Annotated in this window: 25 protein-coding genes; 15 read left to right on the top strand and 10 right to left on the bottom strand. The window is 29.3% G+C overall.

The window, feature by feature from the left end:
- Positions 1-203 precede the first annotated feature (203 nt).
- The 3 genes from ACQ3F0_RS25540 to ACQ3F0_RS25530 all read right to left on the bottom strand — a co-directional run bounded on the left by ACQ3F0_RS25540 (position 204) and on the right by ACQ3F0_RS25530 (position 4,207).
- Positions 204-1,883 carry an ABC transporter ATP-binding protein gene (locus ACQ3F0_RS25540; protein ID WP_428868649.1) on the bottom strand — a complete coding sequence of 560 codons (1,680 nt, stop codon included), beginning with the start codon at positions 1,881-1,883 and terminating at the stop codon, positions 204-206.
- 55 nt (positions 1,884-1,938) lie between these two features.
- On the bottom strand, positions 1,939-3,009 hold the full coding sequence (locus ACQ3F0_RS25535) for an ArsR/SmtB family transcription factor (protein WP_428868648.1): 1,071 nt from the start codon (positions 3,007-3,009) through the stop codon (positions 1,939-1,941).
- A 430-nt stretch (positions 3,010-3,439) separates the two neighbouring features.
- The gene (locus tag ACQ3F0_RS25530) at positions 3,440-4,207 is read right to left on the bottom strand and encodes a 3'-5' exonuclease (RefSeq protein ID WP_428868647.1); all 768 of its coding nucleotides are present in this window, start codon (positions 4,205-4,207) and stop codon (positions 3,440-3,442) included.
- 313 nt (positions 4,208-4,520) lie between these two features.
- Here ACQ3F0_RS25530 and ACQ3F0_RS25525 point away from each other — a divergent pair, with 313 nt between their 5' ends.
- Positions 4,521-5,444, top strand: a complete 924-nt coding sequence (locus ACQ3F0_RS25525) for a hypothetical protein (RefSeq protein ID WP_428868646.1) — start codon at positions 4,521-4,523, stop codon at positions 5,442-5,444.
- A 117-nt stretch (positions 5,445-5,561) separates the two neighbouring features.
- On the opposite strand, the gene ACQ3F0_RS25520 is transcribed toward ACQ3F0_RS25525, so the two are convergent.
- A complete protein-coding gene (locus ACQ3F0_RS25520; protein ID WP_428868645.1) occupies positions 5,562-6,362 on the bottom strand; it encodes a MurR/RpiR family transcriptional regulator in 801 nt (266 codons plus the stop codon).
- A 220-nt stretch (positions 6,363-6,582) separates the two neighbouring features.
- Here ACQ3F0_RS25520 and ACQ3F0_RS25515 point away from each other — a divergent pair, with 220 nt between their 5' ends.
- The 4 genes from ACQ3F0_RS25515 to ACQ3F0_RS25500 all read left to right on the top strand — a co-directional run bounded on the left by ACQ3F0_RS25515 (position 6,583) and on the right by ACQ3F0_RS25500 (position 9,869).
- Positions 6,583-8,073 carry a PTS transporter subunit EIIC gene (locus ACQ3F0_RS25515; RefSeq protein WP_428868644.1) on the top strand — a complete coding sequence of 497 codons (1,491 nt, stop codon included), beginning with the start codon at positions 6,583-6,585 and terminating at the stop codon, positions 8,071-8,073.
- Positions 8,074-8,110: 37 nt separating this feature from the next.
- A complete protein-coding gene (locus ACQ3F0_RS25510; RefSeq protein ID WP_428868643.1) occupies positions 8,111-8,746 on the top strand; it encodes an N-acetylmannosamine-6-phosphate 2-epimerase in 636 nt (211 codons plus the stop codon).
- 75 nt (positions 8,747-8,821) lie between these two features.
- Positions 8,822-9,304 carry a PTS sugar transporter subunit IIA gene (locus ACQ3F0_RS25505; protein WP_428868642.1) on the top strand — a complete coding sequence of 161 codons (483 nt, stop codon included), beginning with the start codon at positions 8,822-8,824 and terminating at the stop codon, positions 9,302-9,304.
- Positions 9,305-9,629: 325 nt separating this feature from the next.
- Positions 9,630-9,869 (top strand): hypothetical protein, encoded by a 240-nt coding sequence (locus ACQ3F0_RS25500; protein ID WP_428868640.1) that lies wholly within the window; start codon positions 9,630-9,632, stop codon positions 9,867-9,869.
- Between the two features lie 107 nt (positions 9,870-9,976).
- Here ACQ3F0_RS25500 and ACQ3F0_RS25495 read toward each other — a convergent pair whose 3' ends face one another.
- Positions 9,977-10,117, bottom strand: coding sequence for a hypothetical protein (locus ACQ3F0_RS25495; protein ID WP_428868639.1), 141 nt, complete (start codon positions 10,115-10,117; stop codon positions 9,977-9,979).
- A 248-nt stretch (positions 10,118-10,365) separates the two neighbouring features.
- Here ACQ3F0_RS25495 and ACQ3F0_RS25490 point away from each other — a divergent pair, with 248 nt between their 5' ends.
- Together ACQ3F0_RS25490 and ACQ3F0_RS25485 are read left to right on the top strand one after the other, a co-directional pair.
- Positions 10,366-10,998: an HXXEE domain-containing protein gene (locus ACQ3F0_RS25490; RefSeq protein ID WP_428868637.1), complete on the top strand. Its 633-nt coding sequence runs from the start codon at positions 10,366-10,368 to the stop codon at positions 10,996-10,998.
- Positions 10,999-11,435: 437 nt separating this feature from the next.
- Complete coding sequence (locus ACQ3F0_RS25485) at positions 11,436-11,591, top strand: hypothetical protein (RefSeq protein ID WP_428868635.1); 156 nt, start codon at positions 11,436-11,438, stop codon at positions 11,589-11,591.
- Positions 11,592-11,786: 195 nt separating this feature from the next.
- Here ACQ3F0_RS25485 and ACQ3F0_RS25480 read toward each other — a convergent pair whose 3' ends face one another.
- Both ACQ3F0_RS25480 and ACQ3F0_RS25475 read right to left on the bottom strand, forming a co-directional pair.
- Positions 11,787-12,773, bottom strand: coding sequence for a tetratricopeptide repeat protein (locus ACQ3F0_RS25480; RefSeq protein ID WP_428868633.1), 987 nt, complete (start codon positions 12,771-12,773; stop codon positions 11,787-11,789).
- A gap of 271 nt (positions 12,774-13,044) precedes the next feature.
- Positions 13,045-13,275, bottom strand: coding sequence for a hypothetical protein (locus tag ACQ3F0_RS25475; RefSeq protein ID WP_428868631.1), 231 nt, complete (start codon positions 13,273-13,275; stop codon positions 13,045-13,047).
- A gap of 518 nt (positions 13,276-13,793) precedes the next feature.
- Between ACQ3F0_RS25475 and ACQ3F0_RS25470 the strand changes: the two genes are divergently transcribed.
- From ACQ3F0_RS25470 to katG, 4 genes are all read left to right on the top strand, one after another.
- Complete coding sequence (locus ACQ3F0_RS25470) at positions 13,794-14,693, top strand: DMT family transporter (protein WP_428868629.1); 900 nt, start codon at positions 13,794-13,796, stop codon at positions 14,691-14,693.
- Between the two features lie 108 nt (positions 14,694-14,801).
- Entirely contained in the window at positions 14,802-15,593 is a 792-nt protein-coding gene (locus ACQ3F0_RS25465; RefSeq protein WP_428868627.1) for an AraC family transcriptional regulator, read from the top strand.
- A gap of 19 nt (positions 15,594-15,612) precedes the next feature.
- Positions 15,613-15,771 (top strand): DUF2000 family protein, encoded by a 159-nt coding sequence (locus tag ACQ3F0_RS25460; RefSeq protein WP_428868625.1) that lies wholly within the window; start codon positions 15,613-15,615, stop codon positions 15,769-15,771.
- Positions 15,772-16,180: 409 nt separating this feature from the next.
- Positions 16,181-18,400, top strand: coding sequence for a catalase/peroxidase HPI (gene katG / locus ACQ3F0_RS25455; RefSeq protein WP_428868624.1), 2,220 nt, complete (start codon positions 16,181-16,183; stop codon positions 18,398-18,400).
- A 127-nt stretch (positions 18,401-18,527) separates the two neighbouring features.
- Here katG and ACQ3F0_RS25450 read toward each other — a convergent pair whose 3' ends face one another.
- From ACQ3F0_RS25450 to ACQ3F0_RS25440, 3 genes are all read right to left on the bottom strand, one after another.
- Complete coding sequence (locus tag ACQ3F0_RS25450) at positions 18,528-19,925, bottom strand: MATE family efflux transporter (RefSeq protein WP_428868622.1); 1,398 nt, start codon at positions 19,923-19,925, stop codon at positions 18,528-18,530.
- A 275-nt stretch (positions 19,926-20,200) separates the two neighbouring features.
- On the bottom strand, positions 20,201-20,341 hold the full coding sequence (locus ACQ3F0_RS25445; protein ID WP_428868620.1) for a hypothetical protein: 141 nt from the start codon (positions 20,339-20,341) through the stop codon (positions 20,201-20,203).
- A 137-nt stretch (positions 20,342-20,478) separates the two neighbouring features.
- Complete coding sequence (locus ACQ3F0_RS25440) at positions 20,479-20,724, bottom strand: hypothetical protein (RefSeq protein WP_428868619.1); 246 nt, start codon at positions 20,722-20,724, stop codon at positions 20,479-20,481.
- 430 nt (positions 20,725-21,154) lie between these two features.
- On the opposite strand from ACQ3F0_RS25440, the gene ACQ3F0_RS25435 reads away from it, so the two are divergent.
- The 4 genes from ACQ3F0_RS25435 (at position 21,155) to ACQ3F0_RS25420 (ending at position 25,355) form a co-directional block, all read left to right on the top strand.
- Positions 21,155-21,772, top strand: a complete 618-nt coding sequence (locus tag ACQ3F0_RS25435; protein WP_428868617.1) for a hypothetical protein — start codon at positions 21,155-21,157, stop codon at positions 21,770-21,772.
- A gap of 507 nt (positions 21,773-22,279) precedes the next feature.
- Positions 22,280-23,239, top strand: a complete 960-nt coding sequence (locus ACQ3F0_RS25430) for a glycine betaine ABC transporter substrate-binding protein (protein ID WP_428868616.1) — start codon at positions 22,280-22,282, stop codon at positions 23,237-23,239.
- A gap of 55 nt (positions 23,240-23,294) precedes the next feature.
- Positions 23,295-24,182 (top strand): ABC transporter permease, encoded by an 888-nt coding sequence (locus ACQ3F0_RS25425; RefSeq protein ID WP_428868614.1) that lies wholly within the window; start codon positions 23,295-23,297, stop codon positions 24,180-24,182.
- Positions 24,183-24,185: 3 nt separating this feature from the next.
- The gene (locus ACQ3F0_RS25420) at positions 24,186-25,355 is read left to right on the top strand and encodes a quaternary amine ABC transporter ATP-binding protein (protein ID WP_428868613.1); all 1,170 of its coding nucleotides are present in this window, start codon (positions 24,186-24,188) and stop codon (positions 25,353-25,355) included.
- Positions 25,356-25,523: the final 168 nt, after the last annotated feature.

Genomic DNA, 25,523 nt, shown 5'->3' with positions numbered 1-25,523 from the left:
CTCAGGTATTAGTGAGTTATGGAATTGTATAAATTTTTAGTTGAACAAAAACCTGCACCTTTAAGAAAATAAATTAGAATTTCTTAGTGAAGTGGAGTGACTTTCTAGCTATATATGCATTTGTTCTTTAGAAGAGAAATTGTCAATGTTTAAAATATAATATTTAATTGTGACTGAAGTTCAACTAAAATACTTTTTGCGGATTAACCAATATATAAGCTGTAGAAATAATTATTACGTTCTATTAATTCATCGAAAGTGCCTATTTCTTCGATTTTGCCATCTTTCATCATTATGATTCCATCATATTTACGAAGTAAGCTATCTACTAGCTTGTGTGTAACTACAAGACAAGTAAGGTCTTTAAGCTTAAGTAGTGATTTTTCTATGCTGTATGAAGTTTCATTATCTAGTGATGATGTAGCTTCATCAAGAACTAGTATAGATGTATTTTTTATCAATGCTCTAGCAATAGCTATTCTTTGTTTTTCTCCTCCAGACAGATTACAACCATTTTCTCCAACGGGACTTTCTATGTCTTTAGGAAGAGACTGAACAAGATCTGTAAGACCAGATAGGTTAACTGCATTTTTAATAGCTTCTTCAGAATAATTTTGGTATAAAGTGATATTATCTTTTATTGAGTCATCGAACATAAAAACATTTTGCTGTATAACTGAAACCATATTATATAATGAATCTGATTTAATATTTCTGTTATCCACACCATCTATAGTTATCCTGCCGTCAAAGGTATCATAATATTTTAGAAGAAGTTTCAAAATAGTGGATTTTCCACTACCACTTCCTCCTACAATTGCATATTTACAACCTTTTTTAATATTAAATGATATTCCTTTCAATACTTTACGATCTTCATTGTATGAAAAATGTACATCTGTAAAATCTATTCTATTTTCAAAATTATCTTTAGTAATTCCTTCAGAATAAGAAAGAGTTTCTTGTGTAATATTTAATATTTTTTCTTCAATAAGTTTAATTGATTTTAGTTTATTAATCTTAGTGGATATAAGAACAATAGGCATAACTATACTGTTCATTAATTGAATTGCGGCAATCATGGAACCGAAAGTTAAATCTCCAGCAATTACTAAATAAGTTCCTATCCCAAAAGTGGCAATGAAAATTAAGAAACCGCTATTCTCAGATAATACTTCTACAAGAGAACTTAGAATATTAAATTTATATTTGGAGTTTTCAGTATTGGTATTTGATTTATGAAATTCTGAATGTATTTTTTCTACAATATTAAAGCTTTTAACTACTTCAAAGCCGGAAAAAATATCTTTTATTTTTGTTGTAAAGTGTCCCAGGTTATCAGAATAGAGTTTTTTTGATGTACTAAGCTTTTTACCGAATAAAATAGGGATTATTATTGGAAGAAAACCGATTACGAAGACACCGATAGTTATATATATACTTACAATAATTATAGATATAAGAGCAAGTATAAATCGAGCTATATTGTATATCATTTCTAGAGTATTAAGAAAATAATCTTGTTCTATAATGGTCATATCATTGGTAAGCAAGGATATATATTGAGCGCTATTTTCGTTATTAAAATCTTTTATATCCTTATCCATTACTTTAGCAAATATATCAGTCTTTAAATCAATCATAGACGCTTTAATAAATTTATTTTGAAACAATTTATTAAGAAATGCTATTATTGTTGCAGCTAAAACATATAAAAGAGATATAATCATTATTCTATATAAGTCAGAGAAAGTACCTCCATCACCAATGTCTACAATAGCCTTCATTAAAAACGCTAATGAAATTTGTACTCCTGCAGTAAGAAGTATAAAAAGTATAGTTAAAGCTAAAAGTCCTTTATGCTTGAAGAAATATTTTTTCATTATAGATTACCTCCTAAAGTTACATTGTTAGTACATGATTTATCATAGACATAGCTTATAATTTAAAGTTTTGATTTAAGAAATCGCAAGCAGATTTTAATACCTCTCTGTTGAAGGTATAGTAAGTTTTTTGGCCTTCTTTTTGTATCGTTACAAGATTTGCACTGAGAAGAAAATTCATATGATAAGTAACAGTTCCAACACTTATGCCTGCCTTCAGTGCCAACTCTTTGCTGAAAAGCCTTTCTTTTGCTATTAGTTCTAGAAGCTTAAATCGTGTTTTGTCTGAAAGACAGTTGAATATGTTTATCTTTTTTTCAAATTCATTAGTACCGCCGAGTTTTTTCATGGTTTTTTCAAAATCTATACCCAAAAGTACACAAGCTTTATCTTCTATTTTATGAGGGACTAAGCTACAGGAATTAAAAAACATAGGAGAAATATATAACTGAGAATAATCTTTAAAATTAATACCATTGTTTGAGATGTCATATAAGTAATCTATTCCTTTTTCATTAATCTTTTTTTCAAGTTCTTGTACAAATTTATTGAAAACTTTATTTTTATCCATAAATGCTTCAAAGTGTTCTGAGTAATTTTCTAATATGTTAATAATTTCTTTCATGTGCTCATCTGTATAATTTAGAAACATCATAAGTTGCCATTTTAAATCTTGGTTTAAATTTGAGTTGTTTATAAAATTTAGTAAAGATTTATTGTCATTTATTAATTTATTTATTTCATTTTTAGTTAAGGGTTTGCCATTATTATGATTCTCATCAGCTTTATTATTATCTAGTAAATCCTTTAGAATGCATTGAATAATATAGTCTTTATCTAATGTTTTAAGGTAATCAATAAAATCTTTAGAACTTTCCATATGCAATATTTTTTCGTAGTCTATTAAACTTTCAGCTAACAGAGTATTCTTTTCTAATAGTAAATGAACTTTTTTATTATTTATGTCAACCTTCTTAGAAAGTCTTTCAACAGCCTTAAAAACGGTTTTGTTTGGATTAGCATCTACATTAGTAAAGAATTCTTCATAATTGTTATTAAATATAAAGTAGATACTATACAGAAAATCTATAGTTTTTCCTGCTTTTATGTTAAAAAATAAATTCATACAACCACCTCTTATTTTATGTATATCAAAACTATATTTTAATATATCTTAAAACCATTATATGTAAAATATGAAGAAATGTAAACTGTTTTCTAACAATTGAGAACTAAAAATTTTAATAGATGATGAAAGAATTTCCAGATATAAGTGATATGGGATTAAAAACGCTACTTCTTGTAAATAATTAGTAAAAAAGATTAGCAAGAGGTGGAGTTAATCACACGGAAAAGAGAATGGTATAGAGGAGCGATCTATCACGTTACAGTAAGAGGGAATAGACGAAATGATATATTTAGAGATAAAGAGGACTTTGAATATTATTTAAATACAGTAGCCTCTTCTCTACATGGTCCGGAACATGTAGAGACTGAAGCGTAGCTGAAGGAGCTTGCTAAAAAGTAAATAAAAATAGAACTTATGAGTCACATAGTCATTGTGACTCGTTTTGAATTTGAAACTGGTTTGTTTTACCCATCATATAAGCTAGCTTGATTATAGATTTCTCTTCTTCCGTTATTTTCCTGTTAAACATTTTTTCAAATTGATCTATAAGTTTATAGGTATCAACTTTAGTTTTTCTATTGTCTTGCCTAATTCTTTTTAAGTGTTTGTCAGGATAATAAGTTCTAATTTCAACTTTTTCACTATGAATTATTTTGAAAACTGTTGCTGTGTAGGAAGCATCACAAAAAGCATTATGGAATTCATCTTTTATTGGAATATTTAACAAGTCTACTGCATTACTCAGACCTATGTTAGTTCCTTTTGGGCAGTTAAGATATTTGGATGCGTAAAATTGTATGTTTATATAATCTCTAGGTAATTGTTCTGTGTCTAATTTATGATAATCTGCATTTCTAAAGAGTTCTTTCATATCTGACATTCCCCACACACACAATACATTTCTATTATTGTTGATAAATTTAATAAATTCATTGTATACTTGTGAAAAATTCATAGCAGTATTCAATTCATCAATTGTTATCCCAGTAAGTTTTTTGACAAAAGGGTGTAGTTCAGAATATATCTCAGGTTTAATAAACTTACTAAAAGTGGAGATAGTATTGAAATTGCCATCTAGTTTTACTGCGCCTATCTGGATAATTTCAAAGGGTATTTTTGAAGGATTTTCAATCTTTTCTTCTTTTCTGGATCTTAAGCTTTGGTTATATTCTAAATCAAATATTATAAAATTCATTTCTGCGCTCCTAAAAGAATTCTTTCATTATATAGTTTGCTGATTAGGATAAAAAAATACTCATATTAAATTGTTATACTGAATGTATAAGAATATTTAAGGTGCTGGTTATATGAAATATATAAGCAAGTGATCCAAAGAAGTATGTTCAACAAAGGTACTTGTAATTTCCTTGAAAATGTAAAAATTTTAGAAGTTGTGGTAAAATTTAATAGTATAAAATATGTATACTTTGTGTGTTAAAATGGTGGACAAATATTCGAAGGTATTACTTATATCCAATTACAACAATATTATTGGGAGGTTAGTAAAGTTGAAGAAAAGAGGAATTATAAAGTGGATATTACTGAGTAGTATAAGTATATGGATCATTATTTCAACTTTTTTTTATTTTCAACACCGGATTAAAGTAGATACTTATTATATTGGTAGGTATATAGAATTTGACGAATTCAGCGTGTTAGTAAAGAATGTTGAAAAGTATAATTTTGAGTATAATGATTATAAATATCATGATGTTCTATTTAAATTAAAATTACCATTGAATATAACAAAAGCAATATCAAAAATAAATTATTTTTATAGTAAACCTTATAGTTTTAATAAAGAATCATATAAATATAATGTTAATTGTGAAATTATATTTAATCCGGATTTTATAAATAAAGAACATATAGAGGAAAATATCAATAAAATGATGGGTATAGAAGTTTATAACGAGGATCTAACTTCAGTGGATAAAATAACTGGAAGTAGAATGCAATATGAAAGTAACAGTAATATTATTTACTATACCAAAATTAGTGATTGGAAAGAAAACTTTAGTGAAGGTTTAAAAGTTAGTGATCCTAAAAATGGTGATGAGTATCTAATTCCATTTGAAAAATCATTTTCCACTAAAACTTATAACTATTTTAATAGAAAAAATGACGATAGACACCAGATGGTGAATGATATAATTTTGAAATTTTTATGTACATATTATAACGGTGATATGAAAGCTTCAGAAAATTATATAAATGATAAATATGTAGATGATTTTCCATGGAATACAGTGAACCAATATGAGGAATTTGTGAATGCTAATTTTGAGTTGTCATATATAGGAAATTATAAAGGAGAAGAAGATGTATTTCATATCAATACTTCATTTTATCAAGAGGATAATTTAAAGAATAACCTTAACTTTTATTTGATTTATAGAGATTTTAATTGGCAGATTATTTATGTAGATTAGATATTCACAAGGAACCAAGGATAGGAATTTTTTCTAGACTGGGTTCCTTGGCGAATGTTATTTCGCCTTGTTATTGACATGGGGACAACTTTATTATACTATCACACTATTTAAAATTTAATTATTGATAATTGCATCGATAGTAATCTGGTAATTATCATTGAGAATGTTATCTTTCAGCAATAAAGTACAGATTAAATCCAATAGATACATAGTTGAAAATTGTGAATTAATAAACCGTGTGCGTTCTACAAACGACGAGTTATATATAATTAAGGTGGTATCTGCAAATTTTGTAATAGAGCTGTCTTCAAAGCTAGTTATAGCAACTGTTTTAGCACCATGATTTTTGGAAGTTTTAAGTGCATGAATTACATCTTCAGTTTCACCTGAAACAGAAATTCCGATGACCAAATCCTTCTCTGACACGATAGCACTATTTATGATCATCATATGAGTGTCTGATATAGCGTGAACATTGAAGCCCATTCGAAGTAGTCGTTGCATCATTTCAATTGCCGAAAGACCAGAACTACCAATCCCGTATATATAAATATTTCGAGCAGACTTAATAACCTCTACCAATTCGTAGATTAATGCTTTATCAATGAGTTGTTTTGTGCGTTCAATGACTTCACTATAATAGGTATAGACATCTGAAAAAACAGTATGGGCATCGGTAGATGGTTCTTTTGAATTGGTAATGTGAAGTTTAATTTTCATATCTACATAGCTACTACATCCAATTTTTTTGCAAAATCGTGTAATTGTAGCACCTGAAGTATTAGTTTTTTTTGCTAAATCTATTATACTGGTATTTTGAATTTGACCATTTTTATTTAGGATGTAAGTAGCGATTGATTTTTCCTTTTCGGTAAAGGCATTATATTTTTTTTGGATTTGAACTAAAAGACTCACAAAATACCTCCTGAAAGATTTAATAAGGATATTATACCATAAAATAAAAAGAAAAAGACAACTCATAGTAAAGTAAATCTGAAATTTATAAAAAAAATTTTCAAAAATACTATTGAATGAAAATGATTTTCATGATATTATGATGATGTTGATGCGAACGTTTAAAAAATCAATGTAAAGGTTAAAACGTTCTATTAAAATTAATATTGGAGGGATTCATATGTTCAAAAAACTACAAAAAATTGGAAAAGCATTTATGCTACCAATAGCACTTTTACCAGCAGCAGGTCTTCTACTAGGAATTGGTGGGGCATTATCTAATCCAAACACAGTTCAGGCATATCCATTTCTAGATATTTATTGGCTTCAAGGTATTTTTAAAGTTATGGCATCAGCCGGTAGTACCGTTTTTGGTAACTTAGCACTTATTATGTGTATAGGTTTATCATTAGGACTGGCTAAACGAGATAAAGGAACTGCAGCATTGGCAGGTGCAGTATCATTCTTGGTAATGAATGCTTCTATAAATGGTTTAATTGGAGCCTTCAATCCATCAGTAGAGTCTATTGATACAGGGGTTGTGGGAGCAATTGTAATAGGGTCTATGGTAGCACACTTACATAATACATACCACGATATTCAGTTACCAGCAGTACTTGGTTTCTTTGGAGGATCTAGATTTGTACCAATAATTTCGTCATTTGCAGCTATCGGAATAGGACTTATATTTTTCTTAATATGGCCGACTTTTCAAGGTTGGCTAACTAGTGCAGGAACATCAATTGCTAGCTTTGGATCTGTAGGAACATTTTTGTATGGTTTCTTATTAAGATTAAGTGGAGCAGTTGGACTTCATCACATGATTTACCCATTATTCTGGTATACAGAATTAGGTGGTGTGGCAGAAGTTGCAGGACAAACTGTTGTTGGGGCCCAAAAAATATTTTTCGCTCAATTGGCAGATCCGAATCACGTAGGTCTTTTCACAGAAGGAACACGTTTCTTTGCTGGAAGATTTGCAACAATGATGTTTGGTTTACCAGCTGCTTGCTTAGCAATGTACCATAGTGTGTCGAAATCAAAGAGAAAATTAGTTGGTGGTTTATTCTTAGGTGCCGCAATCACTTCATTCATTACAGGAATTACTGAACCAATTGAATTTATGTTTTTATTCACAGCACCATGGTTATATGTTATACATGCTTTGTTTGACGGCCTGTCATTTTTTATAGCGGACATATTGAATATATCTATAGGAAATACTTTTTCAGGTGGGTTAATAGACTTTACTTTATTTGGTGTTTTACAAGGGAATGCTTCTACTAACTGGATTTATGTTCTTATTGTAGGTCCAATATGGGCATGTTTGTATTATTTCTCATTTAGGTTTTTAATAACAAAATTCAATGTTATTACACCAGGTAGAGAACCAGAAGGAGAAGAGGTTAAAGTTATTACCAAAGACTCTTTAGTTGAGACTGCAAAAGAAGTTTTAGAAGCTTTGGGTGGTAAAGAGAATATAGAAGAAGTTGATGCTTGTATTACGCGTTTGAGAGTATCGGTGAAAGATATTCAAAAGGTAGACAAAAGTAGAATCAAAAGTTTGGGTGCAACGGCTGTTCTAGAAGTAAAAGGTGGCGTTCAAGCAATATTTGGTGCTAAAGCAGATCTATTGAAGCAAAAGATAAATCAAATTATAGAAAATGACTAGACTTATAATAATAAAAAGTATGTATGGAGGGTAAGTTATGAAAAAGGGATTAATTGTATCATGTCAAGCGTTACCAGAAGAACCATTACATAGTTCGCTAATCATGAGCAAAATGGCACTAGCGGCGGAGATGGTAGGAGCGGTTGGGATACGAGCTAATACCGTTGACGATATATTAGCAATCAAAAAAGAGGTAGACTTGCCCGTTATTGGAATTATAAAAAAACAGTATGAAGGCAAAATTCCATATATCACACCTACTATGAAAGAGGTTGAGGCTTTAATAGAAGCCCAAATAGAGATTATTGCTTTAGATGCAACAATGAATCAAAGTGAGGAATTTTTGAAAGAAGTTATAGAAAAATATCCTAACCAAAAATTTATGGCTGATATTTCAACAATTGAAGAAGGTATTAGAGCAGAAAAACTAGGTTTTAATTTCATAGGAACAACCTTGGTGGGTTATACAGAGCAATCTAAAAAAACCAACAATTTTGAAGTGTTAGAAGGGTTATTACAGCGTTGTAACACCAACATAATTGCTGAAGGAAACTTTGATACACCAGAAAAAGCTAAGAAGGCTATAGACTTAGGTGCTTATTCAGTTGTAGTGGGTAGTGCAATTACACGACCGCAGGTCATCGCTAAAAAATTTATTGATGCTATTAAATAGTAACATAATACAAGCTTCGCTTAATGCGAAGCTTGTGTTTTAAAAATTAGAATTTATTGAAAGGGAGAGGGTAAAATGTTCAAAATATTCAAAGGAAAATCAGAAATAGAATTAAAATCTCCTGTTACAGGTGAGATTATTCCAATTACCACGGTACCAGATGAGGTATTTGCACAGAAGTTAGTAGGAGATGGAATTGGAATTGTTCCTACTGAAGGAACTGTAGTTTCTCCTGTAGAGGGAGAAGTAGTTCAAATATTTCCTACAAAGCATGCTTTGGGTATTGTATCCAAAGATGGATTAGAGTTGTTAATACATGTTGGATTAGATACAGTAAAAATGAAAGGAGAAGGATTTGAATCTTTTGTTAAAGAAGGAGATAAAGTAAAGGTAGGACAAAAATTATTGACTTTTGATTTAGATTTAATTAGAGAGAAAGCAAAATCAACTATAACTATTTTTGTTATAACAAATTTTGATACAATTAAATCAATTGAGGTTGCTGATGGTAAGATCACAAAAGGAAAAGATACAGCTATGAGGGTTATTACAAAATAGTAACTTATTAAAACTAGTTTTAAGTTGCTGAAACGTGTATCAACATAGCAAGCTCGGTCTCAAGTTCCCTTGCAAAGGAGTCAGGAACCCAATGTCATCAACTTAAGAATAGGTTCTTTCGATATTTTAGTTTTCCTTAAGTTGATTACATTTATTGAGAAAATTACTATGGGCAATAAAATATTTTTGAAGATTTATAATAATACAGCAAGGAAAAAAACTTTCCCACCCCAATATATTATTAAATTAATGGTTGAAAGTTGTGAATGACACTTCAAATTACAATTTAAATCTTACAATTTATAACTATAAAAGGGGTGGATCTTTGAAAATAAGATTTTTTAATGTTAACGGTAAAGGATTTTGGGTACATGAATTTGGAGATAAAGGTGATATGGAGTTATTGGGAAATTTTTTTATGATTTTACTTATCGTTGGGTTTATTGGCCTTATTTTAGAGGCATTCCATATGCCAGTTGACAAGGACTTTATGTCAGATAAATATTTAGAGAAAGCTGAGGCATTTGTTATAGATACAATAGTAGATGCTGAAGAAAAATATTAGAAAGATAATGGTTATTATATTGGTGAAAATCATTCCTTTGTATTCATCTTCAATTTGTTCTCTTAAGTCATATATATCTAAATAGTGTAGATAGAAGGTACCCCTATTTAATCCAGCAAGTCGGTTATCATTTTGATGCTTATTTTTTGAATTGGCTTGTCTGCATAAAGAGTGATGAATGCGTCCATTATTTTCTTTTCGATGGTAAGTGCCTGTAAAGTTTTTGAACCGTCCTTAACATTATCCATTGGTTATCCCTCCAATTTTATTGAAATATAAATTCAATCAACAGATTCTGAAATATTGTTTATTCAATTATAGATTGCTATAGAATATAATAATTATACGTCAACGCGGTGTTGATTTTCAATGTTCAGTTGTATGAATTATAGTATAGTATGAAAGGAAGTAAGATTATGATTGTACAAAAGAAAAATTCACCAAAGTAGGTTTTAGAAAAAATTTTAAATCTATTAATCTTAATTTGGAGGTTACTATGAAAAATAATTATATGGAATGGGTAAAAGATAATTGGCAAAAATCAGCAATATTAGTCTTAGTGTATGTTTTAGTAATTTTGATACCAGTGTACTTTAGAGTAGAATTAATTGAATTTATGTTGTTATTAGCATTTCCTCTATATTTAGTTCACGAAATTGAAGAATATATCTATCCAGGTGGTTTCGCGGAATTTTTCAATAAGAATTTATTGAATGTGAATCCAGAAGATACGATTGTACCAGTTGATAGAGAAGTAATATTTTGGATTAATATGATTTATATTTGGATGATAATACCTATATTTTCTGGACTAGGTTTTTACAATTTAAAATTTGCAGCATGGATACCATACTTCTTCATATTTCAAGCATTTTCTCATTTAGGTATGGGCATAAAAGGTAAAAAGGTCTTTAATCCAGGGATTAGATCGTCATTTGTTTTACATCTACCATACTCGATATTTATGATTAAATTGTTGATTTTAAACGATATCTTCATAAATCCGTATATTAATACATATATGGTTATTGGATTTATTTTTAATGGTTTACTACCTGTGTTTGCAGTTATGCCAAACAAATACGGCATTATAAGTAGATATCACAAGCGTTTAAAAGAGGAAAAATAGGTAGGGTTTATGGAGATAAACTTTATGGTGACCCTAATTCAACATGTAGCAAGTTTGTCCCACTATAATACCGCTCACTTCACGAATTATATTGATATTTCAGAGGTTGTACATAAGTTAAAATAGTTGAACTAACCAGTATTGAAACCAGATACTGGTTTGTGATAATAGAATAAAATAATGTAAATAGAATATGATTTCTTAATGCATTACCTTATTACTAAGTTTTAAAGTATAGTGTGATACAATATAAAATAAAGGTGGTGAAAATGATGATTATGAATGTTACTGCTGATGATAAGTCTATACAAGAAATTAAATCTATAATGGAAGATTGCCAAGTAGATGAATCTAAAAATATTAGAATTTATGATGGTAAAGGCTGAGGTGGGCCAAGTTTTGGTATTGCTTTGGATGAGCAAAAGGAAAATGATGTTTTGGGTGAAACAAAAGGAGTAAAGTTTGTCATGGAAAAAGAAATATTTGATAAATATGGAGATATAAAAATTGAATCTATTGGCTTAAGGCTGAAGATATCTCCAGTTAATCAACCTGATTATGCAGGATGCAGTAGTTGTGGTGGTTGCGGATAATAAACCAGCAAATGTTCCCAGGACCAAGAAAACTGTTTATTAATATTGATGAAACGATGAATAATAATCAAATAATGAATTTATAATCTAGTAAATAAAGAAAGATAGGGCTCCTTAGAGAATACTATCTTTTTCTTTATCCAATAATTCTGTAGTTTATAACATCTTCTATATAAACTTGTTTTAGAGCTATATTTATAATGACTTTATTTTTTCAAGTATAAGATCAATAGATTTTTGTGTGTTTATACAATTTGGATTTATTTCTAAAGCATTATTATATGCTTCAAGAGCTTCTTTATGTTTACCTAACATACTTAAAGCAAAACCTTTATTCGTATATGAGTCAAACTCATTTACATCTATTTTTAGAGCAATATCACAAATTTCAATTGCTTCCGTATATCTTTGTAATTTATTTAAAGCTAAAGCTTTATTTATATAACCTACTGGAATATTTTCATTAATCTGTATTGCTTTTTCAGCGCATAGCAATGCTTCATCATATTTCTTCATATTAGATAGTAAACATGATTTGTTACTGTAAGCAAAGTAATTATTTGGTTCTAATTCAAGAACTTTATCATAACAAAGTAAGGATTCCTCAAATTCACCTAATAAGTCAAGTGCGTATCCTTTATTTATATATGACTCAACATCTTTTTTGTTTATTTTTATAGCAATATCACAACAAGGTATTACTTCAGCATATCTTTTAAGTTGTAATAAGGCATATGATTTATCGCAGTATATAGATGAATCATTGTTATCTAATTGGGAAGCTTTGTCATAATAAATAAGAGAGTCTTCATATCTATCTATACTACTATATAAATTTGCTTTGGTTAGATAATAATCGCTATCATTAGAATTGAGGGCTATAGCTTTAGTAATGCATCCAATTGCATCTTCAAATTCTCCTAATGCTTCAAGTTCAACAGCTTTATTGTAATAGAATACATCATTGTTAGGTTCAAGTTGTATTCCTTGATCGTAGGACTTAATAGCACCTATAATATCATCTAAATTTGATAGAATACAACCTTTATAGTTATATAAACTAGAATCATCAGAATACAAGCTTAGAGCTTCATTACAAACTATCAATGCATCTTCATATTTTTCCAAACCCTCAAGATTATCTATTTCATTTTTGTAATTGTTGATACTTTTCTTAATCATATGTTAAAATCCCCTTTATGATAATATGTGGTGTAATTAACAATATACTTCTTTTTAAAAAGTGTGTCAACTTTTGTAAGTGAGTCAGCTAAGTTACTTTACAAATGGTACCGGTAGGATGTGCATAAACGTCCTGATGTTTTAGAAGCTACTATAAATAGAGTATTTGAGAAATTAAAATCTGAGGGAAATATACAAGTATAATGTTAGCTGAAAAGATAGCTGATGGAGAACTAAAGCTTACTGATAAAATAAAATTATATGTCAATGTTTAAAATATAATATTTAATTGGAGGCAAGCATTCCCTCTTAAAGTGGTTAGAAACCAAATACAGACAGTAAATAACATTTGTGCAAATCCAAGAAATCCATCTTTAGTTGTAGCATCAGGAAAAGTTGGAAGGTGTCCAATGAAATTTGTAGCACATAATTCGTCAAGACCATCAATACTGTTTTTTTCAATTAAATCACATACAATTGTTTTGTTATCTTTTTGTGTCATTTTTTTAACTCCTTTTCTTATTAAATTCATTCCTTTTGGTTTCCTATTAGATAATACCAATATTATCGATTTTGCACATCAACCGAAAGGCTGATATATATAATGGCTATTTTGAAAAGTGCGAATATGGATATTATAGAATTTATATAAATATCAACCGTTCGGTTAATGCTTAATACAGGGCTTATTTAGTAGATTAAGTGATATATTTCCAAAAAGAATATTCTTCTTATTCATAAGCAAGTGGCCCAAACAAGTTTGCTCCACTAGGGTACCGCTCACTTTCTGAAATTTGTAGATATTTTAGAAGTTGTACAATAACTAAAATGGTTAAAGTAACCAGTATTTTAATGATACTGGGTTTGGATTATAGAATAAAAAAATGTAAATATGATATAATTTAAGATATAGTGAAAAATGTGAGGTGAGAATATAATAAGCAGAAAAGCTGATAACAATTTTGTACAATAAACTTAGTATGATTTTTGATATACTCCTTAAAAAAAGGAGTTTTTTATATGGATAAGTTTAAAGTAATATTTGTTATGATATTATGGGGAAGTGTGGGAGTCTTTACTCGATTTATTTTTATTGAGCCATCACTTTTAGCTTTATGTAGAGCTATATTATCGATTCCAGTGTTATTAGTAATTACAATTTTGTCGGAAGATTTATTAAATAAAAAATTAATTATAAAGGATGTATGCCCATTTATAATTAGTGGTGCTTTTATTGGTTTTGCATGGTTATTTCTTTTTTTAGCTTTTAAACATACAAGTGTAGCTACTGCTACATTAACATATAATATGTGTCCAGTATATGTTTTACTCTTGTCACCATTATTATTAAAAGAGAGATTAGAACGTATACATATTATAAATGTAGTATTGGCATTTTTAGGATTGATAATGATTGTGCTTTCTGATTATAGAACAATTGATACAGGGGTATTAGGTATTGCATTTGGTACCATGTCTGGTACCCTTTATGCAATTATTGTTATAATGAATCGTAAAATTTCCACAACTTTAAAAGTAGGTACAACAACATTGATTCAAATGATATCAGCTAGTGTTGTGCTTTTACCTGTTGTAATTTACAATAAATTATTTGTCCAATTGTATTCCATGAATAAAATAAGTGTAACTATGTTGTTAATTTTGGGATTTGTGCATACTGGAATTGGATTTATGTTATATTTTTCTTCTTATGCTAAGTTGTCGGCGATATCAATTGCTTTAATAAGCTATCTTGAACCTGTGTTTGCGGTGTTTTTTGCAATTATTTTTATTGGGGAAGAACTAAGTTATATTCAGGTTATAGGGAGTACGTTGATTCTAGGTTCTACATTTTATACAGAAATTTATAAAAATTGGATAGGGCGCACTAAATTGGACGGAAAAGTTAAGGTTCAGTAATCTAATAATATTAATAAGCAAATGGGATGAATTTCCATTATTAAGATTGGGAATTATTTGGATTTTTATATAAAAATAGAACTATATATTTTTCAAAGGGTGATGATTATGAAAGGAATAGAATATTATAGAGAAGAGTCATTTGATATGATTGAGATTAAAACTTGTTGTGATGATTTACATGCATATAAAAGCCATCTTCATCAAGAGTTATCAATTGGATATATCACAAAAGGTTCAACATTCTTAACTATTAATGAAAAAGAATACTATATTGAAGCTGGTGAGGCTGTAATTATTTATCCACTTGTAAGTCATAAATGTCAACCAGTGGATATCAATAATTGGGAATTTACAATGATTTATATAGATGATGAGTTTTGTAAAGGAATATTTGATAACTTAGTTGCCAAAAATTCAATTGGATTAAAAAAGTTAAGTAATGATGAATTTGAGCAAATCAAACACCTAGCAGATTTTATAAAGAGCGATGCTAGTCACCTTGATAAGGCAGTTGAATTAATAAACACACTTAGCGAATTGTTCATCAAATGTGATATTGATATGTTCATACAGTTTCAAAGTAGTAAAAAAATGAATTCAATAAAAAAATATATTGAAGACCACTTTCTTAATAATCTTCACCTAAAGGATATGGAAGATGAATTTAACATTAATAAATTTTCTCTAATCAGAAATTTTAAAAGGAAGTTTAACACGACACCAAATGCTTATCAATTGCAACTTAAAGTTGATTATGGAAAAAAATTATTAAAAGGAAGTAGTGATATAGTTGATATTGCAATAAGGGCTAGTTTTTATGATCAAGCTCATTTCACTAAGGAGTTTAAAAAAGCTTATGGGATAACACCTCTTCAGTATTATAAATCTATTCACTAATTAAGTATCAATATAGTACATGCCTATTGGAATTATAGCAAATACTGCGGCGGCTCTAGGTATCAGTATTGCTAGTCATATAGATGGTTTAGCTGGAAAGAAATTAAAAGACATGGATGGAAGAGTTCATATTGTTTCAAGTGTGAAGGATCAGATAATAGTGCAAAATACACTATGAGGTTTTTACTAAATTTAAGAGTTAAGAATAGTAGCTATCTAATTGTGTCTGAAGCTACTATTTTTTATACTTAAAAATAATCCATATATTTTTTTCCACATCCATTAAATTTGAAGATGATTTAATAAAACTTACCAAATATTATTTTCCAATTCATTCATAGTACTAGTTATATGTTTATATAATTTACTGTAATAGTATTTATCTATTGATAAACTTCTTCTAAGGTTTATCTATGAGTGACAAGTTGCAAGTTACAAGTGACAAGTTATGGATAACTTTCACTAATGTGAAAGCTTTAATTCAAAAAGATTAAATCTTTCATAAACTCATCACTTGTCACTCATATAGATATACCTAAAAAGTAGTATATCTATAGATAAAGAAGAAGGGTAAGGAGGATAGTGTTATGTTAGAAAGCAAATGTCCAGTTACAGGAAGAACAAGTAGAGCAGTAGCCGGTGGGGGAACAACTATTAAGTATTGGTGGCCAAATCAGCTTAAGCTTAATGTTCTTCGTCAAAACTCAGAACTAAGCAACCCTATGTCTAAAGGTTTTAACTATGCTGATGAATTTAAAAAATTAGATTATTATGAACTAAAGAATGATTTATATGAGTTGATGACAGATTCTAAGGAATGGTGGCCTGCTGATTATGGTCACTATGGACCATTCTTTATTCGTATGGCTTGGCATAGTGCTGGAACTTATAGAACTAGTGATGGTAGAGGAGGTGGAGGGTTAGGATTACAGCGTTTTCCACCACTTAATAGCTGGCCAGATAATATAAATTTAGATAAAGCACGCCGTTTACTTTGGCCAATTAAAAAGAAATATGGAAATAAAATATCTTGGGCTGACCTTATGATATTGACAGGTAACTGTGCATTAGAATCTATGGGATTAAAGACAATTGGTTTTGGTGGTGGCAGAGTGGATGTTTGGGAACCACAGGAGGATATTTACTGGGGTAGTGAAAAAGAATGGCTTGGAGATGAGCGTGACAAACATGATAAAGACGATAAAGATGATAAAGAACTTGAAAATCCTCTTGCTGCTACACAAATGGGTTTAATTTATGTAAACCCAGAGGGACCAAATGGAAACCCTGACCCTAAGGCATCAGCCAATGAGGTAAGGGAAACATTCTCTCGTATGGCAATGAATGATGAGGAAACTGTTGCTCTTATAGCAGGTGGACATACTTTTGGTAAATGTCATGGTGCTGCATCACCTTCGTATGTTGGACCTGAGCCAGAAGCTGCACCTATTGAACAGCAAGGGTTAGGTTGGAAAAATAGCTACAAAACTGGTAATGGCCCAAATACCATAAGTAGTGGTCTTGAAGGTGCATGGAAAGCAGAGCCTACAAAGTGGACAATGGGTTACTTAAAAACATTATTTAAATATGAGTGGGAATTAGTTAAAAGTCCTGCAGGAGCATACCAATGGTTAGCTAAATATGTACATGAAGAGGATATGGTAGTTGATGCCTATGATCCATTAAAAAAGCATAGACCTATGATGACCACAGCAGATTTAGCACTTATTTATGATCCAATTTACAAATCAATAGCAAAGGATTATCTAGAAAATCCAGAAAAATTAGCTGAGGATTTTGCCAAAGCTTGGTTTAAATTAACCCATAGAGATATGGGACCAATATCAAGATATTTAGGACCAGAAGTTCCAACAGAAAGCTTTATTTGGCAAGACCCAGTTCCAAAAGTTAACTATAAATTGATTAATAAAAAGAATATTTCAGAGCTTAAGAAAAAGATTTTAGATTCAGGCTTGTCAATATCAGAACTTGTTACAACAGCTTGGGAATCTGCATCAACATTTCGTGGTTCAGATAAGCGTGGAGGGGCAAATGGGGCAAGAATACGCCTAAAGCCACAAAGACAATGGCAAAGTAATGAGCCGGAAAAGCTTAGCAAGGTTTTAAATACCTTAGAAAAAATCCAAAAGAGTTTTAATAAGTCACATTCAAAGGGCAAGAAGGTTTCTTTAGCTGATATTATTGTATTAGGTGGATGTGCTGGTATTGAACAAGCTGCAAAAAATTCAGGATACAACATTACTGTTTCTTTTACTCCAGGACGAACTGATGCAACCCAAGAGCAAACAGATATAAAGTCATTTAGTGTTCTTGAACCTAAGGCAGATGGATTTAGAAACTATACAAAAGATAAATATGCAGCAACATCAGAGGATATGTTAATAGATAGAGCACAATTATTAACACTAACTATTCCAGAAATGACAGTATTAATTGGTGGGATGCGTGTGTTAAACACTAATTATAAAGAATCAAAGGATGGAGTGTTTACAAAGAGGAAAGAATGTCTTACAAATGATTTCTTTGTAAATCTTCTTGATATTAATACCCAGTGGAAGATGTCACCTGAATCTAAAGAAAAATTTATAGGTTTTGATAGAAAAACAGACAGGAGGAAGTGGACAGCAACAAGAGTTGATCTTATATTTGGATCAAATTCACAACTTCGCGCAGTTGCTGAGGTATATGCATCTAATGGCAATGAGAAAAAGTTCATACAAGATTTTGTAGCGGCATGGAATAAAGTAATGAATGCAGACCGTTTTGATGTTGAAGAATATGGTTAAATAAAAACCTCATTTACAGTGGTTAAGGAGAATTGTATTATAAATAGTGGTCATTTATTTTGAAGAGTAAAGAGTAGCTAAAACTTACGTAACTCTTTACCTCAAAATAAACCCCACTAAAAAATTTTTATCCTATTGCAAGTACTTCATCTGAAGTATCATTTACCATATTTCTTATCCATTTAAATGACTTAAATCTTTGTATCATAAAGACAACTTTTATAAGTTCTTCAACTCCAGTAAATGCAACAACAAAATATAATGGTAAGTGAAGCACAAATGCAGCTATAAAGGCTAGAGGTATACCTATGCACCAAAGTGTAGCTCCTTGAAGTATAGAACCATAAGTAGCATCTCCGCCACCTCTAAGTATTCCAACTATCATAACAGAATTATAAACCTTAACAACCATAATAATTGAATATACATATAGTATATAAGTTGAAGCTAATTTAACTTCATGTGATACATTAAAGAAAGAAATTAGAGGCTTTGCTAATATGAAAAGTATAATACCTAAAATTAAAGATATTAATATAGATAACCTAGCTATCTTCTTAGATGACTCTATAGCCACATCCTCTCTATTAGCACCAATTGCATTTCCTATTATAACTACTGCAGCATAAGCAAGTCCAAAAGTAAATATCATAAATAAGTTCATTATAGTTGAACATATTTGCATTGATGCAGCTGCACGAGTACCTATTCTTGCGTATATTGCAATGTATGTTACGTTACCAAGTCCCCAACAAGCTTCATTTAAAACAATTGGTATAGTTACAGTTGATAATGTCTTAGTTAATTTTTTAGATAATCCTCTTAAATCTCTTAGTTTAATATTTAATACTTTATCTTTAAAATATACTACAAATAATATCATACTACATTCGCATATTCTTGCAATAAGAGTTGCTATTGCAGCACCTTGAGTTTTAAGTTCAGGCATTCCAAAATTTCCAAATATAAGACCATAGTTTAACACTCCATTTATAATAAGACCTAATAAACTTGCAAACATCGGTAATTTAGTATTTTCAACACTTCTAAGAGCAGAAGCAAAAACAAATGAAATACCTGTAAATATATAACTTATAACTGTTAGTCTCATGTACTCACTACCTATAACTACAACTGATGAATCCTTATTAAAGATTGCCATTATTTTTTCAGGCATCATAAAACCTATAAATGTAAAGGTTAGTGATAGAAGTAAACTTACAATTAAAGATTTACTTAAAACCTTTTTTATATTATCTCTATCATTTTTGCCCCAAAGCTGTGAAATTAATACTCCACAGCCACCAGCTATACCTAAGATAAATAAGGTGAATAAGAAGTAGTATTGATTTGCAATACCCACAGAGGCTAGCTCTATTTCTCCCACTTTACCGATCATCATGGTATCCAACATATTAAGTGATGATGTTATTAGACTTTGTAAAACGATTGGTAAAGTTATCATAAATAAATTCTTATAAAATCTTTTATTATTCCTATACTCTTTGATTAAATTAAATGACATGTAAAAACTCCTTTCTTAAAAAGATAGAATATATTAATTAGAAATCTAATTAATTGCAAAAAAAGAACCTCCACTTTGAGTTTTTTTCAAGTGGAGGTTCGACACTTTGATATTTTTAAAATATCTATTATATTTAGTTTTAATTAATATTTTTCTCTAAATTCTTTTGTAATTATAAGTAAAAAAAATCATTTTGTCAATAACAAATTTTAGTTGTTTGTCTCTAGTTAATAAAAATACCAACAGTATGGTTCTGTTGGTATTTTTTATGTTATTTAATCAAGATGGGGAGGATCTTCATAATTTGTATAGTTCGTAGATGATAATTCTTCTCCTTTTACTTTTCTTTCCTTTTTGCACTCTGGATGTTGAAATTTGGATTTTTCAACATTTTTTCTTTTTTCTTTTTTAGGCATAAAAAGTCTCCTTTTTTTATTATAAATCAACAACTTCGAATATATTTTTTGTGATTTTAGGTTTTTTATTCAAGTATATCTTAAATTTTATAAAAAAATATATGACAATACCAATTGTTGTAACCTTAGATTGATGACTATAGAATTTGTATTATTTTTTCATATTCATCATTGCTAAGATAATGAAAAATATTTATAGGAATTAATCCGAATCTCATTGTTGTTATATACTTTCCCACTAATGTATCATCTTCATTTTTTCGGTATCTTTGAGTTTTATGTTTTTTTACTAATATAACTTTCTTATCACTTAGTTTTTTTGCAATATAATAATTTTTAGTAGATAGTATTATTTTTACTCTTACATCAATAAGATTTTCCATTTGTTAATCAATCTCCAATCTTTTTATATTAACTATTTTAAAATTTAAAGTAATTTCAGTAATACATACCCTTAGAAATAAACCAATAAATGAATTTAGTTTCATTTCCTTTATTTTGAGTAAATTACATATTGATTATATCATAAAACAACTAAAGTATTAAGAAGTTTAATTGGTAATTGATTAAAATTAAAATATTATTTCAAAAATCACTGATACGCCTGTAACTTGCTGGAAAATGTAGATATTTAAGAAGTTGTAATAAAACTTAAAAGTATCAGATAAGCTAGTATTTAAAATATTATATAGACTAATATAGAATTATATAACACTATATAACTTGACATAGTGTGAAGTATAAGTTATACTATGGATATGTTCATTGTCAAAAATATGAATTTTAACTTAAAGAATAAAGAGGCGAATGATAATGGTTCATAATATTTATAGAATTTCCCTAAAGCTTAAAACACCATCTGCAGAAGGGAAAAAAATAAATTTTAAAGAGAATAAAGATGATTTATTTGATGCGTTACATGAATTCAACATGAAATATCGCTCATGGAGTAAAAGGTTGATACTTACCAATATTGAGAATAATTTTTTTGATATTTTACTTGTTATCGAAAAACATAAAGATAAAGTTTCTACACGTGAAATAAGATCTTTTACTGCTTATCTAAATAAAGAAAAAAATTGGTCAGTTTATTCTAGGGATCCTTCAAAATTATTTGAAGGTATAAAATTTTCAAATATATCACTTGATAAAGCAAAAGAGATTATTACAAATATTGAAAGTTCTACTAAATTGTATTCTTTACAAGAAGAGAATATTAAATTCGTACTTCAAACTAAAAGTAACATAAATCCAAAAGATATTAACCAAGAAAAAAGTGATTTATTTTTGGGAATAAATGAAGAGTTAAGTGATGAACAAGCACTTGCAATATTTGATTATTTATTAAAAACAAAACTAATGGGCAATAATTATGAAAAGAAAAAAGAAACAATATCACAAATTAAAGATATGTTATTTAAATGGATTTAATTAATCGTAATATTTGGTATAAAAACATAATAAATAATGAAGTAGATGGAGTAATTAGCTAGTTAATGAGCTAATCAACGTGTTGAATATTTAATGTGGTGGTTTGTTAGTTAACACTTATAAAGCGAAATTTTCATTGAAAAATTCCGGGTTTAGAACTGGGGCTTGCTTAGGATCAAATGGTCATAAGCTATACTATTGTTTAATGGTATAATGTGAACTTTAATAAATTAAAGTGAAACTTAAGCACTCTAACTCTATTTTAAATAGAGTTAGAGTGCTTTTTATTTATAATAAATACAAATATTTTCTAAATAAAGATAAATATAGTTGCACAAGAAAATGAATGTAAATTAGTAAATTGATACATTAATAACTACAGGATTAAGTTATAAGAAATTTTAAATGATTATTTGTGTTTAACTTTTTGGTGTTATATATAACATAAAAGTTGAGGAATAATAAAAGCTTTAAAAGCTAATAAATACATATAGGAGGGTTTATAAAATGAAAAAAATTAAGAAATTATTACTAATTATAGTGAGCTCAATTCTTATTACTAGTTTAGCAGGTTGTGCTAGTCAACCTAAAAAAATTGTTATTGGAGAAGGTGACTGGGATAGTTGTGCATTCCATGATCAAGTTGCAAAATTAATTATAGAAGAAGGTTATGGAAAATCTGTTGATATTGTTACTGCTGATACTGCTGTTATGATTTCGGGTTTTAAAACAAAGGATATTGATTTATCTATGGAATTATGGTCAGATAATGTACCAACATATGATGAAGATATAGCTAAAGGCGATTATGTAATCTTATCAACTAATTATGACGATAATATGCAAGGTTTGTACGTTCCTAAATATTTAATCGAAGAAGCTCCTGACTTAAAAACTGTTGAAGATTTAAAAAAATACCCAAATCTTTTTCCAGATCCTGAAGGTTCAGATAAAGGGATAATATATGGTGGTCCAGAGGGCTGGGGTGCAACAGAATTTTTACACAAGAAAATGAAGGAATACGGATTAGATGAATCCTATAGTTTTAAGACAATCGATTCTAGTGCAACGTTATCAGCTACTTTAGCCTCTGCTTATGAAAAAGGGGAGCCTTGGGTAGGTTATAGCTGGGAGCCAACTTGGATAATGGGGAAATATGATATGGTATTACTTCAAGATTCCGAATATTCTGATGAAAATTATGAAAAAGGTATAGGATCATTTACATCTGTTGATGTTCAAGTAGCAGCTAATTCAGATTTTAAAGATAATTATACAGAAATTGCTGATTTCTTATCAAAGTATAAAACATCGTCAAAACTTACTAGTAATGCACTTGCATATATGCAAGAAAACGAAGCTGAAGCTGACGAAGCTGCTAAATGGTTCTTAAATGAAAATAAAGATTTAATGAAAGAATGGGTAACTGAGGATGCTTACAATAAAGTAATAGAAGCAATTCAATAGATAGTAATATACCCTCTTTGAGATTGAACTAACAATTTTAAAGGAGGGTATATTATTGGATTATATTAAAAAAGGAGTTGATTATAAATTGTTTAATTTTCCAGAAGGACTACGTTTTCAAATAAGTGAGCCTATAGATCAATTTGTTAATTGGCTATTGATTAATTTAGATAGCTTTTTTGATGCAATAAGTATGTTTATATTAACTATATTTAGTGGAATTGAATTTGTTCTAAATGTGATACCATGGTGGGTTTCGATTATCGCATTATTTTATGTAGGATGGAAACTCTACTCCCTTAGAACTGGTTTTTTATTATCTTTTATGCTCTTTGCAATAGGAGTTTTTGGATTATGGGATATGATGCTTTATACCCTTGCTATTGTTATTTTATCAGTTATTGTTTCAGTAATTTTAGGATTACCTATAGGAATACTTATGGCAAAATCTAATACTACAAAAAGAATCTTTATGCCAATTCTTGATGCTATGCAGACAATGCCAAGTTTTGTTTACTTGATTCCTGCTGTTATGCTTTTTGGATTTGGAAAAGTTCCAGCAGTATTTGCTACAACAACTTATGCATTACCACCACTTATTAGATTAACATACCTAGGTATATCTAAAGTTAATAAGGAAGTAATTGAAGCTGGATTATCTTTTGGTTCTACACCAAAACAAATGCTTTTTAAGATTGAATTTCCACAAGCTCTATCTACAATTATGACAGGTGTTAATCAAACAACAATGATGGCCATGGCTATGGTTGTAATTTCGTCAATGATTGGAGCAGAAGGAATTGGAGAGCAAGTATTAATATCTATTCGTCGTCTAGAAGTTGGCCAAGGTTTCCAATCTGGTTTAGCAATTGTATTTTTAGCAATTATATTAGATAGAGTATTGCAAGGAACTGCTAATAAATTTAAGGAAACGGAGGGATAGATAATGTCGAACAAGCAAATAGAGATAAATAATCTAACTCTTATTTTTGGTAACCAAAAAGAAAAAGCATTGAAAATGCTTAAAGAAAATAAAAGTATCCAAGAAGTAAAGAATAAGACTAAATGTAATGTAGGTGTTAATAATGTAAGTTTTGATATTGAAGAAGGAGAGCTATTTGTTATCGTTGGTTTATCTGGTAGTGGCAAATCTTCTTTGATACGTTGTTTAAATTTATTAAATAAGCCTACAACAGGAGAACTTTTAATAAATGGAGACAATATTATTAATTATAATAAAGAAGAGTTAATAAATTTTAGAAGAAAAAAAATATCTATGGTGTTTCAAAATTTTGGATTATTAAGTCATCGTACTGTACTTAAAAATGTGGAATATGGTCTTGAAGTACAAGGGATTCCACAAGAGGAAAGAGAAAAAAAAGCATTAAACGCAATTGAATTAGTTGGCTTAAAAGGCTGGGAAAAGAGTTTACCTCGTCAACTAAGTGGTGGAATGAAGCAAAGGGTTGGTCTTGCGAGAGCATTGGCAAATGATCCAGAAATATTATTAATGGATGAACCATTTAGTGCACTTGATCCACTTATACGTCGTGATATGCAGGTTGAATTTTTGAGTATTGAAGATTATATGGACAAAACCATAGTATTTATCACCCATGATATGAATGAAGCATTTAAATTAGGGGATCGTATTATGCTACTTAAAGATGGCGAAATTGTTCAAATTGGGAAACCTAAAGATTTCTTGGAAAATCCAGCTAATGAATATGTGGAAAGCTTTATAGAAGATGTTGATAAATCTAGAATTCTTCGTGTAAAAACAGTTATGAGAAAGCCTACTGTGCTTGCATTTAAAGATGAAAATAGAGTAAGTGTAATCAATAAATTAGAAGAAGTGGAAAGAGATTTTTGTTTTGTTACTGATGATGCTAATAATCTACTAGGTTATGTAGAGTTAGAAACTTTAAAGAACTGCAAAGATGAAAACATTAATTCAAGAATAGTTGATGAATATGAAAGCTTAAATAGAAATGCTTTCTTACATGAAGCTTGGTCAAAATTGGACGAAAACGATTATGATGTGCCTTTAGTTGATAAAAAAAATCGCTTACGTGGTGTAATAAGTCATAGTGACGTTGTTTCAGCATTAGCATAATTAAAATGTTATCTAGTAACTATGCGGTCTTAAGGGGTGTGCTCAATTTTAAAATGGTACCTATAGAATGGACACTAAGAAAAGGTGTTTATTCTATAGGTATTTTTTTGTATACTTTATTTAGAAGAAAGAGAGGTTGAATTTAAATGAGTAAAATCACTTTCACTG

This window comes from Clostridium sediminicola (genome assembly GCF_050402865.1).
Taxonomy (GTDB): Bacteria; Bacillota; Clostridia; order Clostridiales; family Clostridiaceae; genus Clostridium_AF; species Clostridium_AF sediminicola.
Note: the sequence above shows the minus strand (reverse complement) of the source record. Positions and strands in the feature narration are given on the sequence as shown.

Bases quoted from the DNA above. Each gene is read 5' to 3' on its own strand.
- ACQ3F0_RS25540 (WP_428868649.1), bottom strand. From the start codon at position 1,883: ATGAAAAAATATTTCTTCAAGCATAAAGGACTTTTAGCTTTAACTATA.
- ACQ3F0_RS25535 (WP_428868648.1), bottom strand. From the start codon at position 3,009: ATGAATTTATTTTTTAACATAAAAGCAGGAAAAACTATAGATTTTCTG.
- ACQ3F0_RS25530 (WP_428868647.1), bottom strand. From the start codon at position 4,207: ATGAATTTTATAATATTTGATTTAGAATATAACCAAAGCTTAAGATCC.
- ACQ3F0_RS25515 (WP_428868644.1), top strand. From the start codon at position 6,583: ATGTTCAAAAAACTACAAAAAATTGGAAAAGCATTTATGCTACCAATA.
- ACQ3F0_RS25510 (WP_428868643.1), top strand. From the start codon at position 8,111: ATGAAAAAGGGATTAATTGTATCATGTCAAGCGTTACCAGAAGAACCA.
- ACQ3F0_RS25505 (WP_428868642.1), top strand. From the start codon at position 8,822: ATGTTCAAAATATTCAAAGGAAAATCAGAAATAGAATTAAAATCTCCT.
- ACQ3F0_RS25495 (WP_428868639.1), bottom strand. From the start codon at position 10,117: ATGGATAATGTTAAGGACGGTTCAAAAACTTTACAGGCACTTACCATC.
- ACQ3F0_RS25490 (WP_428868637.1), top strand. From the start codon at position 10,366: ATGAAAAATAATTATATGGAATGGGTAAAAGATAATTGGCAAAAATCA.
- ACQ3F0_RS25480 (WP_428868633.1), bottom strand. From the start codon at position 12,773: ATGATTAAGAAAAGTATCAACAATTACAAAAATGAAATAGATAATCTT.
- ACQ3F0_RS25475 (WP_428868631.1), bottom strand. From the start codon at position 13,275: ATGACACAAAAAGATAACAAAACAATTGTATGTGATTTAATTGAAAAA.
- ACQ3F0_RS25470 (WP_428868629.1), top strand. From the start codon at position 13,794: ATGGATAAGTTTAAAGTAATATTTGTTATGATATTATGGGGAAGTGTG.
- ACQ3F0_RS25465 (WP_428868627.1), top strand. From the start codon at position 14,802: ATGAAAGGAATAGAATATTATAGAGAAGAGTCATTTGATATGATTGAG.
- ACQ3F0_RS25460 (WP_428868625.1), top strand. From the start codon at position 15,613: ATGCCTATTGGAATTATAGCAAATACTGCGGCGGCTCTAGGTATCAGT.
- katG (WP_428868624.1), top strand. From the start codon at position 16,181: ATGTTAGAAAGCAAATGTCCAGTTACAGGAAGAACAAGTAGAGCAGTA.
- ACQ3F0_RS25450 (WP_428868622.1), bottom strand. From the start codon at position 19,925: ATGTCATTTAATTTAATCAAAGAGTATAGGAATAATAAAAGATTTTAT.
- ACQ3F0_RS25445 (WP_428868620.1), bottom strand. From the start codon at position 20,341: ATGCCTAAAAAAGAAAAAAGAAAAAATGTTGAAAAATCCAAATTTCAA.
- ACQ3F0_RS25440 (WP_428868619.1), bottom strand. From the start codon at position 20,724: ATGGAAAATCTTATTGATGTAAGAGTAAAAATAATACTATCTACTAAA.
- ACQ3F0_RS25435 (WP_428868617.1), top strand. From the start codon at position 21,155: ATGGTTCATAATATTTATAGAATTTCCCTAAAGCTTAAAACACCATCT.
- ACQ3F0_RS25430 (WP_428868616.1), top strand. From the start codon at position 22,280: ATGAAAAAAATTAAGAAATTATTACTAATTATAGTGAGCTCAATTCTT.
- ACQ3F0_RS25420 (WP_428868613.1), top strand. From the start codon at position 24,186: ATGTCGAACAAGCAAATAGAGATAAATAATCTAACTCTTATTTTTGGT.